Annotated in this window: 15 protein-coding genes and 1 pseudogene; 3 read left to right on the plus strand and 13 right to left on the minus strand. The window is 60.8% G+C overall.

Annotation, left to right across the window (positions count from 1 at the left end; genetic code table 11):
• Positions 1–5: 5 nt before the first annotated feature.
• From HZ99_RS19545 to ubiE, 12 genes and pseudogenes are all read right to left on the minus strand, one after another.
• Positions 6–1,913: a methyl-accepting chemotaxis protein gene (locus tag HZ99_RS19545; RefSeq protein WP_038445361.1), complete on the minus strand. Its 1,908-nt coding sequence runs from the start codon at positions 1,911–1,913 to the stop codon at positions 6–8.
• 169 nt (positions 1,914–2,082) lie between these two features.
• Positions 2,083–2,955 (minus strand): methyl-accepting chemotaxis protein, encoded by an 873-nt coding sequence (locus HZ99_RS29630; protein ID WP_404942438.1) that lies wholly within the window; start codon positions 2,953–2,955, stop codon positions 2,083–2,085.
• Positions 2,938–3,999: pseudogene (locus HZ99_RS29635) on the minus strand (methyl-accepting chemotaxis protein); the annotation flags it as partial. The gene HZ99_RS29630 and the pseudogene HZ99_RS29635, both read right to left, overlap by 18 nt.
• 181 nt (positions 4,000–4,180) lie before the next feature.
• Positions 4,181–4,888 carry a 16S rRNA (uracil(1498)-N(3))-methyltransferase gene (locus tag HZ99_RS19555; protein WP_038445365.1) on the minus strand — a complete coding sequence of 236 codons (708 nt, stop codon included), beginning with the start codon at positions 4,886–4,888 and terminating at the stop codon, positions 4,181–4,183.
• On the minus strand, positions 4,885–5,676 hold the full coding sequence (gene tatC, locus HZ99_RS19560; RefSeq protein WP_038445367.1) for a twin-arginine translocase subunit TatC: 792 nt from the start codon (positions 5,674–5,676) through the stop codon (positions 4,885–4,887). The genes HZ99_RS19555 and tatC overlap by 4 nt, the downstream gene beginning before the upstream one ends.
• Complete coding sequence (gene tatB, locus HZ99_RS19565) at positions 5,673–6,080, minus strand: Sec-independent protein translocase protein TatB (protein ID WP_038445369.1); 408 nt, start codon at positions 6,078–6,080, stop codon at positions 5,673–5,675. Before tatB ends, tatC begins: the two co-directional genes overlap by 4 nt.
• Before the next feature lie 10 nt (positions 6,081–6,090).
• Entirely contained in the window at positions 6,091–6,369 is a 279-nt protein-coding gene (locus tag HZ99_RS19570; protein ID WP_038445371.1) for a twin-arginine translocase TatA/TatE family subunit, read from the minus strand.
• Between the two features lie 29 nt (positions 6,370–6,398).
• A complete protein-coding gene (locus tag HZ99_RS19575; protein WP_038445373.1) occupies positions 6,399–6,731 on the minus strand; it encodes a phosphoribosyl-ATP diphosphatase in 333 nt (110 codons plus the stop codon).
• A gap of 2 nt (positions 6,732–6,733) precedes the next feature.
• Positions 6,734–7,126, minus strand: a complete 393-nt coding sequence (gene hisI / locus HZ99_RS19580) for a phosphoribosyl-AMP cyclohydrolase (RefSeq protein ID WP_029296001.1) — start codon at positions 7,124–7,126, stop codon at positions 6,734–6,736.
• Positions 7,127–7,189: 63 nt separating this feature from the next.
• The gene (gene ubiB, locus HZ99_RS19585; protein WP_038445374.1) at positions 7,190–8,794 is read right to left on the minus strand and encodes a ubiquinone biosynthesis regulatory protein kinase UbiB; all 1,605 of its coding nucleotides are present in this window, start codon (positions 8,792–8,794) and stop codon (positions 7,190–7,192) included.
• Entirely contained in the window at positions 8,791–9,414 is a 624-nt protein-coding gene (locus HZ99_RS19590) for a ubiquinone biosynthesis accessory factor UbiJ (RefSeq protein WP_038445375.1), read from the minus strand. The genes ubiB and HZ99_RS19590 overlap by 4 nt, the downstream gene beginning before the upstream one ends.
• The gene (ubiE, locus tag HZ99_RS19595; protein ID WP_038448130.1) at positions 9,414–10,184 is read right to left on the minus strand and encodes a bifunctional demethylmenaquinone methyltransferase/2-methoxy-6-polyprenyl-1,4-benzoquinol methylase UbiE; all 771 of its coding nucleotides are present in this window, start codon (positions 10,182–10,184) and stop codon (positions 9,414–9,416) included. The genes HZ99_RS19590 and ubiE overlap by 1 nt, the downstream gene beginning before the upstream one ends.
• A gap of 155 nt (positions 10,185–10,339) precedes the next feature.
• Here ubiE and HZ99_RS19600 point away from each other — a divergent pair, with 155 nt between their 5' ends.
• The 3 genes from HZ99_RS19600 (at position 10,340) to HZ99_RS19610 (ending at position 12,060) form a co-directional block, all read left to right on the plus strand.
• The gene (locus tag HZ99_RS19600) at positions 10,340–10,615 is read left to right on the plus strand and encodes a polyhydroxyalkanoic acid system family protein (protein WP_038445377.1); all 276 of its coding nucleotides are present in this window, start codon (positions 10,340–10,342) and stop codon (positions 10,613–10,615) included.
• 138 nt (positions 10,616–10,753) lie between these two features.
• Positions 10,754–11,176 (plus strand): phasin family protein, encoded by a 423-nt coding sequence (locus HZ99_RS19605; protein WP_038445379.1) that lies wholly within the window; start codon positions 10,754–10,756, stop codon positions 11,174–11,176.
• A gap of 11 nt (positions 11,177–11,187) precedes the next feature.
• Positions 11,188–12,060 (plus strand): phasin family protein, encoded by an 873-nt coding sequence (locus HZ99_RS19610; RefSeq protein WP_038445381.1) that lies wholly within the window; start codon positions 11,188–11,190, stop codon positions 12,058–12,060.
• 89 nt (positions 12,061–12,149) lie between these two features.
• Here HZ99_RS19610 and HZ99_RS19615 read toward each other — a convergent pair whose 3' ends face one another.
• Positions 12,150–13,100, minus strand: coding sequence for a fimbrial protein (locus tag HZ99_RS19615; protein WP_038445383.1), 951 nt, complete (start codon positions 13,098–13,100; stop codon positions 12,150–12,152).
• Positions 13,101–13,170 lie beyond the last annotated feature (70 nt).

A 13,170-nucleotide genomic window follows, 5' to 3' on the forward strand; every position in this document is an offset into this window, starting at 1 on the left:
CAGGTTCATACCTTGAACTTGCCCACGCACTGCTGAAGATTGGTTCCCAATCGCGCCAATTCAATACTTGCCGTCGCCGTCTGTTCACTGGCCGTGGCGGTTTGTTCCGATACATCGCGGACTTTCAACACGCTGCGATTGATTTCCTCGGCCACCGCACTTTGTTGTTCGGCGGCGGCGGCGATCTGTGGATTCATTTCCTGGATGACCAGCACGGTGCGCGCGATTTCCGTCAGGGCGTCCCCGGCGTTGCGGGTCAGGCTGACACTGCGATCGGTCAGGGTGCGGCTGTTGTCCATGATATCGGCGACCTGTTGCGTGCCGCTGTGCAGCCCGCCAATCAACTCTTCGATTTCCTCGGCGGACTGCTGGGTACGCTGGGCAAGGCTGCGCACTTCGTCGGCCACCACCGCAAATCCCTGGCCGGCTTCACCGGCACGTGCGGCCTCGATCGCGGCATTGAGCGCCAGCAGGTTGGTTTGCTGGGATACCGACTTGATCACCTCCAGCACACTGCCGATCTTCTGGCTTTCCCGTTGCAGGCCCAGCATCGCCTGGCTGGAGCGCGCCATCTCGTGGGCCAGGTGTTCAATGTGCGTCACCGCATCCGTCACCACCTGGTCGCCCAGTTCGGTCTGTTGATTAGCCTGGCTGGCGGCAATCGAGGCCTGTTCGGCATGCCGGGCGACTTCCTGGGCGGTGGCGAGCATCTGGTTCATGGCGGTCGCCACCTGCTCGGTTTCTTCACGCTGATTATTGACGCCCGTCCGGGTTTGCTCGGTGACGGCCGAAAGCTCCTCGGCGGCGCTGGCGATTTGCCGGGCATTGTCGCTGATGCTGCCAATCAGCCCCCGCAGGTTCAGGGTCATTTGCGCCATGCTGCATTGCAACTGGCCCAGTTCATCTCGGCGCCGGGTCTGGATATCGTGGCTCAGGTCGCCATCGGCAATATGATTGGCCACTGCCAGGGCCCTGCGCAGCGGCTTTACGATCTGCCCTGCGATGGTCCAGGCGGCCAGGGCGCCAAAGAGCAAGGCTGCACCCGTAATGGCCAGGGTCCGGTTGCGGGCTTGTTCGGCTTCCTGGTCGCGGCGTTGGGTTTGGTCCTGGCTCAGCAGATCACTCTGCGCCAGCAATTGATCCAACTGCTGCTCCAGTTGGTTCTGTGAAGTCTCGATGGTGAGCTGGGTCTCCTTGAGACGTGTCAGGTGCGTGCGCAGCCTAAGCACCGCATCGCTTAAGGCAGTGCTGTCTACCGGCAGCTTCGCCACAGTGGCCAGGGCCTGTTCAAGGCTGCGCACTGCATCGCTGACGGTCTGGGCGTATGTGTCCAGGGAGCTGGCAGCCCAGGCGGGACTGCCGGCCCGTTCTGCGGCCTGTTCCATGGCCTGGCGCAGGTTTTCGATGGCATCTAGGGCTTTTTCATCTTCTTGATCAGGCAGGTTGCTGGCCAGTTGCGCGAGGAGGTCGCTGGCCCGGATGGAGCTTTGTCTCAACTGCTCGCGGGCAGTCTCCCGCTGTTTGACCTGCGCGGGGACATCCTTGAGTGTGGTTTTGAAGGTGTCGCCAATACGGGCCATGTTTTGCAGGTATTGGATGGACTTCAGTATTTTGAGGCGGTTTGAAAGCTCGCCCAGGTAGGCTTCGACCTTCTCCATACTCAGGTTCAGCCTGTCGAAATTCTCGGCATCGTCAAGGGTGCGGTAAAGGATTCTGTCTGTGCGCAGTTCTTCACCGGTTACCGCCAGTTGCGACAGAACAGTGAGGGTCTGTGAACGGTACAGCGAGGCGGCGAGCGCCTGCCAACCGGTCAGGGCGATGACAAGACTGAGGGCCAAAACCAAGGCGAAACCCGAGGCCAGTTTGAGGGTGACGCTGGCGTTACCCAGCAGATGACTCATTCGACGGAACATGGTCAACCTCCGACAAGGGGGCACAAGATGCTCAAGGTGCAAGCACATTGAATCAACTTGAACGCTAGTTCCCTTGATCGTCAGGTGTGCCCATCACGGGCTGAAAAACATGTAGGAAGTTTCACAAGATGAAAGCGGCGACCCGGACAGGTCGCCGCGAGGGGAGGTATCAAACCCGGAAGCGACCGACCAGGCTTTGCAGATGGGTACCCAGGCGTGCCAGTTCGGTGCTGGACGCAGCGGTTTCCTCGCTGGCGGCGGCCGTCTGCTCTGAAACATCACGCACGTTCAGGACGCTGCGGTTGATCTCTTCGGCCACGGCACTTTGCTGCTCGGCAGCAGTAGCGATCTGCTGATTCATCGCCTGGATAGCCGAGACCGTGCGGGTGATGTTTTCCAGCGCATGGCCGGCCCGGCGGGTCAGTTCGACACTGCTGTCGGTGAGGCCGCGGCTGTTGTCCATGATGGTGGCGACCTGCTGAGTACCACTTTGCAGGCCGACGATCAGTTCTTCGATTTCTTCAGTGGATTTCTGTGTGCGCTGCGCCAGGCTGCGCACCTCATCGGCCACCACCGCGAAGCCACGACCGGCTTCCCCGGCGCGTGCTGCTTCAATCGCGGCGTTAAGGGCCAGCAGGTTGGTTTGCTGGGCCACGGACTTGATCACATCCAGCACGCTGCCGATCTTATCGCTTTCGCGCTTGAGGTGGCCCATGGCCTCGGTGGAGTTGCCGACTTCGCCGGCCAGGCGCTCGATCTGGGTGATGGCTTCGCTGACTACCCTGTCACCTTCCCGGGCCTGCTGGTCGGCGGCGACGGCGGCTTCCGAGGCTTCCTCGGCGTTGCGAGCCACTTCCTGCACGGTGGCGGCCATTTCGTTCATGGCGGTGGCGACCTGATCGGTCTCGACCTTTTGGCTGTTGACCCCGGCGCTGGTCTGTTCGGTCACGGCCGACAGCTCTTCGGCGGCGCTGGCGATTTGCGTCACGCCGTCGCTGATACCGCCGATCAGGTCACGCAGGCCCATGGTCATGCCTTGCATGGCGCGCTGCAACTGGCCCAGTTCGTCCTGGCGCTGCGAGATCAGGTCGTGGGTCAGGTCACCGGCGGCGACGTGCTCGGCGACCTTGAGGGTCTGGCTCAATGGAATCACGATCTGCCGGGTAATCGCCCAGGCGGCGAACAGACCGAACGCCAGGGCCAGGGCGGTGGCCAGCATCAGCAATTGTTTGGCCTGTGCGGCATCGTTGTCGCGGACTACGGTTTGCGAAGCGGTGAGTTTCTTGCTGCGATCAAACAGCAGGTCGCCTTGTTCGACCATGGCCTTGAGGGCCGCAGCGCTGGCGACTTGTGAGTCGCGAAACTGGCTGACAGCGGCAAGGTAGGCCTTGAGGGAGTCACTGGCCTCTTGCAGGTTGGCACTGTATTGCTCTGGCAATTGACTGCGCAGGCTATCGGCGGCTTTCAGGGCATTGGCGATGGCGTCCAGGGCGGGCTGCTCGGCGTCGGCCTTGGCGCTGTAGGTGTAGCCCCGAACCTGGAAACGCGCCTGCTGGATCAACTTGCTCAAGTCGACCACGCTGTTGAACTGGCTGACGCTGTCACCTTGCAGCAGGATCTTTTCGATCTGTGAAACCTGTGCGACAGCGTTGTCAGCCGTGGCGCCGAGTTTGCTGCGCGCATCTTCGCGATGGGCGCCGGCCTGGACCATGGCACCGAAGGCCTGTCGATACTTGGCGACAGCGGCCAGTTGCTCATCGATGATGGCGACGTCGGCCGGCTGCTCGATCTGGCTGCGCGCGGTCTTCAGGCCGCTGTCGAGTTTGTCCATCAGCTCGTTGACCAGCCCAGGGCCCTGTTCACCGCGGCGCATTTCATAATCCAGGCGGGCCTGGCGCAGGTCTTTGGTCAATTCATTGAGGCTGGAAATAAAGCCCAGCTTGTCGCCACGGCTGATCACGCCACTGAGGCCCGTCCAGCCGGTGAAGGTGATCAGGAGCGTGAGGACCAATACCAGGCCAAAGCCCATGCTCAGCTTGCGATTGACGCTTACATTCCCCAGTTTTTCAGCTAGCCAACGGTACATGCGGTGAACTCCCCTGAACAAGGCTTGGACTTATCTTCGGAGTATCGGCCAGGCGCGGAGAATCTGTAGGCGCCGGCATGCCGGCGATGGCGGTGGGTCAGTCAATAGAGATGTTGGCTGATTGATCGCTATCGCTGGCAAGCCAGCTCCTACAGGGTTTGAGGCGTTTGGCGGGGCGGGGTCAGAAGAGGCGGGCGAGCAGGGCGGTGACGGCGGTTTCGACCCGCAGGATCCGCGCCCCCAGTTGCACCGGCTGCAAGCCGGCCTTGGCCAGCAGGTCCACTTCATAGGGAATCCAGCCGCCTTCCGGGCCGATGGCCAGGGTCACCGGCTCATCCAGGCCGCGTGGGCAGGGCGGGTAATCACCGGGATGACCGACCAGGCCGAGAGTGCCCTGGGCCAGGGCCGGCAGGCGGTCTTCGACGAAGGGCTTGAAGCGTTTTTCGATGTGGATCTCCGGCAGTACGGTATCGCGCGCCTGTTCCAGGCCGAGGATCAGTTGCTCGCGAACCGCCTCCGGCTCCAGGAACGGGGTCTGCCAGAAGCTTTTCTCGACCCGGTAACTGTTGACCAGCACCACCCGCGGCACGCCCATGGACGCTACGGTCTGCAACACCCGGCGCAGCATTTTCGGGCGGGGCAGGGCCAGCAGCAGGGTCAGTGGCAACTTGTCCGGTGGTGGCTGGTCGAGGGTGATTTGCAGCTCTGCCTCGCCCGCCTCCAGGCGCAGCAGTTGGGCATTGCCCATCAGCCCGCCAATACGCCCGACGCGCAAGCTGTCGCCGACCGCCGCGCGATGCACCTCTTGCATGTGCACCAGGCGCCGGTCACGCAAGATCACCCGGTCGGACGCGATAAAGTCGGCCTCCTCAAGCAGCAGCAGGTTCACGGTTGGGTCGCTGGCGGCTGGTCGTCGTCGGCGGGTTGGTCATCCGGGTGTTCGCCACGTTTGCTCACCAGGCTGCCAAACAGGATGCCCACTTCAAACAGCATCCACATCGGCACGGCCAGCAAAGTCTGCGAGAAGATGTCCGGCGGGGTCAGGATCATGCCGACCACGAAGCAGCCGATGATCACGTATGGACGGATCTTGCGCAGGTATTGCACGTCGACCACGCCGATCCACACCAGCAGCACCACCGCCACCGGGATCTCGAAGGCCACGCCAAAGGCAAAGAACAGGGTCATCACGAAGTCGAGGTAGCTGGTGATGTCGGTCATCATCTCCACGCCGGCCGGGGTGGCGGCGGCGAAGAACTTGAAGATCAACGGGAACACCAGGAAGTAGGCGAACGCCATGCCGGTGTAGAACAGCATGATGCTCGACACCAGCAGCGGCACGGCGATGCGTTTCTCATGCTTATACAGGCCGGGTGCGATAAAACCCCAGATCTGGTGCAGGATCACCGGGATCGCCAAAAACAGCGAAACCATCATCGTCAGCTTGAGCGGCGTGAGGAACGGTGAGGAAACGTCGGTGGCGATCATCGTCGCGCCCACCGGCAGGTACTCGCGCAGCGGCGTCGAGACGAAGGTGTAGATCTGCTGGGTAAAGGCAAACAGCCCGGCAAAGATCAAGAAGATCGCCGCGATACACCGCAGCAGGCGGGTGCGCAACTCGGTGAGGTGCGAGACCAGCGGCATATGCTGGTCGTTTTCCGGTTTATCAGCGCTCATGGGACTCGCGGCGGCAATGTAGGGTCGTGGGGGGCGGGCGACGCGGCGGGCGTCGGCACTGGCTCTGCCGGGGGCACGGGCGTGGCGGTCGGAGTGGTTTCGACCACTGGCGCACTGTTCTGCCCGGCCACCGGCTCAACCGGTGTCGGCGTCTGTTGCTGGGGCGCGAGAATTTTGCGCGCCTCCTGCTCCAGGGACAGGATGTGTTCGTTGTGCAGTTGCCGGCGAATCTCGTCGGCGCCGATTTCCCGTTCAACTTCCTGTTTGATGGCGTTGAAACTGCGTTTCAGGCGCCCGACCCACAGGCCGGCCGTGCGCGCGGCGCCGGGTAGGCGTTCAGGCCCCAGCACCAGCAGGGCGACGAGGCCGACGAGCAGCAGTTCAGAGAAGCTGATACCAAACATTAGTCTGTGCTCACGAGTCTTTGCGGGACGGCTCTTCGACTTTCTCGGCCTGCACGTCGAAGGTGCGACGCTCAGTGATCGGCTGTGCCGCCTGCGGGTGTACAGGCTGCGCCGGCGGGACCGGGTTGGCGCCGGTATCGGCCGGTTTTTCGTCGTCGTTCATGGCCTTGCGAAAGCCCTTGATGGATTCGCCGACGTCAGTGCCCAGGTTCTTCAGTTTCTTGGTACCGAACACCAGCACGACCACCACGAGAATGACGATCCAGTGTTTCCAGTCAAAAATGCCCATGCTGCAATTCCTTAAAGTCAGAAAGTTATTCAGGCGGACGGGCGCGAGGCCTTTTCGGCATGCCCGGACAAGCCGAAGCGACGGTCCAGTTCATCCAGCACGGCCTGTGGGTGCTGCCCCAGTTGGGCGAGCATGACCAGGCTATGGAACCATAGGTCGGCGGTCTCATAGATTACATCACTGTAATCTTTGCTGATTTCGGCATCCTTGGCGGCAATGATGGTTTCGACGGATTCTTCGCCGAGTTTTTCCAGAATCTTGTTCAGGCCCTTGTGGTACAGGCTGGCGACATAGGAACTGTCGGCGTCCGCACCTTTGCGGTCCTCCAGTACCTGGGCCACACGGTTCAGGGTATCGCTCATGTTCAATGTCCTGCCGAGTAAATGGCGTGCGGGTCTTTGAGCACCGGCTCGACGGTTTTCCACGCGCCGTTCTCGAACACCCGGTAGAAGCAGCTGTGACGGCCGGTATGGCAGGCGATGTCGCCGATCTGCTCGACCATCAGCACGATCACGTCGGCGTCGCAGTCCAGGCGCATCTCGTGCAGTTTTTGCACATGCCCGGACTCTTCGCCCTTGCGCCACAGTTTGCCACGGGAACGTGACCAGTAGATGGCACGCTGCTCGGCGGCAGTCAGGCTCAGGGCCTCGCGGTTCATCCAGGCCATCATCAGGATACGCCCGGTCTTGTGGTCCTGGGCAATGGCCGGCACCAGGCCGTCACTGTCCCATTTGATCTCGTCCAGCCAGTCTTTCATCTTCGACTCCGACAGCCGTGCATGACCGCCCCGGCAATGTGCAACAGTGTATAACCGGTCGGCCTATCGACGCACGACCAGATAAAGACCCACGGCAACCATGATCCCGGCTGGCCAATGGCCCAGCCCGTTCAGCGGCCCACCGGCTGCGAGCACCGCGCCACCACCCAAGTGCGCTGCACCCAGCAGGCGCAGGAACCAGTCGTCCTTGCGTTGGTGCCAGGGCGGCGTCGGGTCCTTGGCGTGGGGCTGGGACATGCGCTCCAGCAGGTCGCGGGTCATGTTGGCCAGGTGCGGTAGCTGCTCGACCTGGCTTTGCAGGTTGCCCAGCAGGGTTTTTGGGCTGACGCGCTCGCGCATCCAGCGTTCAAGGAAGGGTTGCGCGGTGTTCCACAGGTCCAGGTCCGGGTACAGCTGGCGGCCCAGGCCTTCGATATTGAGCAGGGTCTTCTGCAGCAGCACCAACTGCGGTTGCACTTCCATATTGAAGCGCCGGGCAGTCTGGAACAGACGCATCAGTACCTGGCCGAAGGAAATATCTTTTAACGGTTTTTCGAAGATCGGCTCGCACACGGTGCGGATCGCCGCCTCGAATTCGTTGAGCTTGGTTTCGGCCGGCACCCAGCCCGAATCGATGTGCAGTTGCGCCACGCGGCGGTAGTCACGCTTGAAGAAGGCAAACAGGTTGCGCGCCAGGTAGTCCTGGTCCTCGGGGGTGAGGCTGCCGACGATGCCGCAGTCGATCGCGATGTACTGTGGGCTCCATGGGTTCACCGTGCTGACGAAAATATTGCCGGGGTGCATGTCGGCGTGGAAGAAGCTGTCGCGAAACACCTGGGTGAAGAAAATTTCCACGCCGCGCTCGGCCAGCATCTTCATATCGGTGCGCTGGTCGGCCAGGGTCGCCAGGTCCGTGACCTGCACGCCGTAGATACGCTCCATCACCAGCACTTTTGGCCGGCACCAGTCCCAATGGACCTGCGGCACGTACAGCAGCGGCGAGCCCTCGAAGTTGCGTTTGAGCTGGCTGGCGTTGGCCGCTTCGCGCAACAGGTCGAGTTCGTCGTAGATGGTTTTTTCGTAGTCGGCGACTACGTCCACCGGGTGCAGCAGGCGCGCATCGGCAGAGAAACGCTCGGCGGCGCGGGCGAGGATAAACAGCCACGCCAGGTCCTGGCCGATGATCGGCTTGAGGCCGGGGCGGATCACCTTGACCACCACTTCTTCGCCGGTTTTCAGCTGTGCGGCATGCACTTGGGCAACCGAAGCCGAGGCCAGGGGCTCGACGTCGAAACGGCTGAACACTTCGCTGATTTTCTTGCCCAGCTGTTCTTCGATCAGCTTCATCGATTGCCGGGAATCGAATGGCGGCACGCGGTCCTGCAGCAACATCAGCTCGTCGGCGATATCTTCCGGCAGCAAATCGCGACGGGTGGACAGGATCTGCCCGAACTTGATGAAGATCGGCCCCAGGTCCTGCAAGGCCAGGCGCAGGCGGGCACCACGGCTCAGGTCCAGGGCCCTGCGTGGGAACCAGCGCCACGGCAACACATAGCGCACCGCCAGTAAGAACCATGGCAGTGGCAGGGCGAACAGCAGGTCATCAAGGCGGTAACGGATTACGACGCGCTGGATACGGAACAAACGGCGGACGGCGAGCAGCTTCATGCGTTATCGCTTGGATCAAGGGAGCGGCTCAGGCGCTCGAAGCGCGCCTCAAGCCGATCCAGGTCGAGTTTGGCCTGGTCGAGTTCGCGAAAGCGCGCTTCGGCTTCCCGTTGTCCGACGAGGGTTCGCGATTCTTCGCTCAGGTATTCGGCGAGGTTCTGGTTCAGGCTGGCAAACCCCTGCTGGTACCAGCGCGAACGGCTGCGCAGGTGCCCGCTGATCAGTTGGGTGGCCACCGGGCCGAGCCAACGGGACAGCTCGTATTCCCAGTCCAGCTCCAGGTCTTGCAACACGGCGGCCAGGTCCATCAGCACCGCGCTGTCGCCCTCCAGGGTCACGTCCGGACCATGCAGGATCGCGGTCTTGTCGCGGCTCAGGGCCAGGCGCAGCAGGCTGGCAGCCGGTGCGCGCAGGGTGCAGTCGGCGTCGGCGGCCCAATGCGCGGCGAACATAAGGCCTTCATCGCTGGGCAGGATATACAGCTGCAGGGCCGGGCTGGTGCAGTCGACGGCAATGATCTTGCCGTTCAGGTGCGCCAGCCGCGCCAGGGCGGTGCTGTCCAGGCGCAGGACACGGTTGAGGCCGTGTTCGACACTGGCAAGAAGGCCCGTGAACAACATCAGGGCTTGATGCCGCGATGCAGGGCAACGATACCGGAGGTCATGTTGTGGTAGGTCACGCGGTCGAAACCGGCCTCTACCATCATCGACTTCAGGGTTTCCTGGTTGGGGTGCATGCGGATCGATTCGGCCAGGTAGCGATAGCTCTCGGCGTCATTGGTGATCAGCTTGCCCATCAACGGCATGAAGGCGAACGAGTAGGTGTCGTAGACCTTGGACATCAGCGTGTTGGTCGGCTTGGAGAACTCCAGCACCAGCAGGCGACCGCCCGGCTTGAGCACCCGCAGCATCGAGCGCAGGGCGTCTTCCTTGTGGGTCACGTTGCGCAGGCCGAAGGCGATGGTCACGCAGTCGAAATGGTTGTCGGGGAACGGCAGTTTTTCAGCGTCGGCCTGGACGAACTCGATGTTGCCCGCCACGCCCTTGTCCAGCAGGCGATCGCGACCGACCTTGAGCATCGAACCATTGATGTCGGCCAATACCACCTGGCCGGTCGGGCCCACGAGCTTGGAGAATTTGGCGGCCAGGTCGCCCGTGCCGCCGGCGATATCCAGTACCCGGTTGCCGGTGCGCACGCCCGACAACTCGATGGTGAAGCGTTTCCACAGGCGGTGCATGCCGCCCGACAGTACGTCGTTCATCAGGTCGTACTTGGCGGCCACGGAGTGGAACACCTCAGCGACTTTTTCCGCTTTCTGGCTTTCCGGGACATTCTTGAAACCGAAGTGAGTGGTGGGTTCGGCATCGCTGCCTTTGCGCTGATCAGTCATATCGCTGTCACCAAAAGAGAATGGGGGCATTCTAATCCCCAAGGCATGCTTTGTCTTGGCAAGGCTGAAGGTAAGATAGGCGGTCACCGAGACCTTTTGCCGCATGGCGGGTGAGCAGGGTGCTCAATACGCCTTAATAACGAGGAGTCATTCAAATGGCCCGCATACAGATTGAACGCGCCCATGCACTGGGTAAGGAAGCTGCCAGGGCGAAAGCCGAGAAGTTGGCGCATAAACTCAAGGAACAATATGGCCTGGAGCCTTCATGGTCTGGCGATACGTTGAACCTCAAGCGTTCCGGGGTCAAAGGCACACTGAAAGTGGCCGAGGATTCGTTAAGGATCGACGTGGAACTGGGCCTGCTGATGTCGGCCATGAGTGGCACCATCAAGTCCGAAATCGAGAAGGCCCTGGATAAGGCCCTGGCCTGATCTGCGACTGCGCGCCGCATTGGTTGCCGGCCAATTGCTTTGTTCTTAGGGTGCCGATTCTAATTTTTCTCCCTACTTTGTAGTCAGCCCTCAACTCCTGTGGGCAGTTCCTCCACCCTTTTATGCGTGAGGTGCACCATGGCCAAAGTTATTTTGAAGAAAAAAATCGACACCCAAACCAACGCTCTGAGCGACGTTAAAATCTATGCTCGCAAGATCTGGTTGGCGGGTTTGGGGGCTTACGCAAAGGTCGGCAGCGAAGGTAGCGAATACTTCAAAGAGCTCGTTAAGACTGGTCAACATGTTGAAAGTAAAGGTAAAAAAGTTGTGAATGAACAACTTGATGCCGCCAACAGTCAGATTGATTACGTTAAGAGCAATGTCTCCAGCGTCAAAGGTCGCGTCGAAGTGCAACTGGATAAAGTCGAGAAGGCTTTTGACGCGCGTGTTGCAAGTGCCTTGAATCGAATCGGCATTGCGTCTAAACATGACGTGGAGACACTCTCTGCTAAGCTCGATGAGCTAACGGCATTGCTCGAACGTGTCGCGCGTAAACACTAAGGAGACATCGGATGGCTGTTAAAAAGACTACTCAGAAAGAAGGCAGCTCTTGGGTCGGGAAAGTTGAAGAATACTCCCGCAAGATCTGGCTGGCTGGTTTAGGCGTGTACTCGAAGATCGACAGTGACGGGAGCAAACTCTTCGAGACTTTGGTTAAAGACGGCGAGAAGGCCGAGAAGTTGACCAAGAGCACAGTCGGTAAACAAGTTACTGCGGCCAAGGCAACTGCCGGCTCGCGCATCAGTGATGCGAAGAAGCAGGTGTTGGGTACTTGGGGTGAGCTTGAAGGCGCTCTCGACAAGCGCCTCAACAGTGCCATTTCGCGACTGGGCGTGCCGAGTCGTACTGAAGTGAAGGCGCTGCACAGCAAGGTCGATACCCTGACCAAGCAAATCGAAAAACTCACCGGCGCTAAAGTTGCTCCAGTCAAGGCAGCGGCCAAACCTGCAGCCAAGCCGGCCGCGAAGACGGCTGCGGCCAAGCCTGCGGCGAAAACCGTGGCCAAGCCACTGGTCAAGGCCGCTGCCAAACCCGCAGCTAAACCTGCGGCCAAGGCAGCAGCCAAGCCGGCGGCGAAGAAGCCAGTAGCGGCCAAGCCTGCTGCAAAACCTGCAGCGAAACCCGCCGCCAAACCAGCGGCCAAAACCGCTGCCGCCAAACCCGCTGCCAAACCGGCCGCCGCCAAGCCAGCAGCCAAACCTGTTGCAAAGCCAGCGGCGAAAAAACCGACCGTAGCCAAGAAACCGGCAGCGCCCAAGCCAGCGGTTGCGGCCAAGCCTGCAGTCCCCCCGGCACACGGGACCAACTCGGCCGCCGCGCCGACGCCAGCCGCAGCAACCCCGACTGTAACGCCGGCAACCCCGACGCCTACCAGTCAGTCCTGATTCTTTGGGGCACCCAAGACGCCCGTCCTGCGAAGGTCGGGCGTTTTTTATGCGCACTATTCCAGTCTCGACAGCTGCACCACACTCCGTCAGTTGTAAGTGATCGAAACGGTAACGACGCTGGTCAGGGTGCCTGGGCCAACGGTGCCGTTTTTATGGTAGGCAGCGCCGAGCGGCAAGACTGCCCGATTGCCGGAGACAACTACCGTGCGCGTGTTCTCGGTGCCATTGGCAAAAATGTTCTGGGTGCTCCCATTGATGCGGGAGTACAGCCACAGGGCCACTCCGTCGGCACTGCCGGTGTTGGCGAAGAGCCGATCATTCCCGGGGGCGGGCGTGCCGGAAAAACGGAAGGTAACGTTGGAGGCATCTTTGCAGTGTGCGGTTAACTCGAAGTTGTTTGCACCCGCAGTAGTGGCGCTTTGAAATGTGCTAGCTGGCACGGGATCGAGCAGGATCATGCGGTTGATGTCACCGGCTGCCAGGTCACAGGTGGCAATGGCGGTGACAAAACGCACAGAGGTGTTCAGCAGCAATTGAGAAATTTTTCTGCCGTTCCAACTCAGTTCCTGAAGGTTTCCGCTGGGGAACGTACCCGCCAATACAGGCCCGACTTTGTAAAATTCCGCCGTTATATTGGTTTGGGTATGCTCATAACTCTCAGGGCGAAGCAAAACGCTGCTGTTTTGCAGCGGATGATAATATTTTATGCCGCCGCGGAGCGTTGAGTGAACTAGCATGCCAACCCCCTCAACATTGGTCTGATACACGCTGTGAGGCCCTGGCAGCATTACCAGGGTTGTAAAGCGGCCAATCGCTACCTGTTGGACCGGAGAGGGGCAGATACTCACACCGGAACGTACGGAGCCCGTAAATGACGCGCGGGCGATCAGCCCACCCACAGGCAAATTGTCCGGCACCATGATCGTGTCTGCAAAAGAGACGCTGTTGGTGAAGTCGGGATAGTAATTGCAAGCCTGGACAGCGCTTGGCAGGCAAAGGGCAGTCAGCATCGAAATGAATCCGGTGGAGTATTTCATCTTCAGTCCCGCATCAAAGTAAGGGGGGGCAAGGCGCTTTCAGGGCATGCGGGCCACACTGGGCCCGCTG

Source organism: Pseudomonas fluorescens, from assembly GCF_000730425.1.
Taxonomy (GTDB): Bacteria; Pseudomonadota; Gammaproteobacteria; order Pseudomonadales; family Pseudomonadaceae; genus Aquipseudomonas; species Aquipseudomonas fluorescens_X.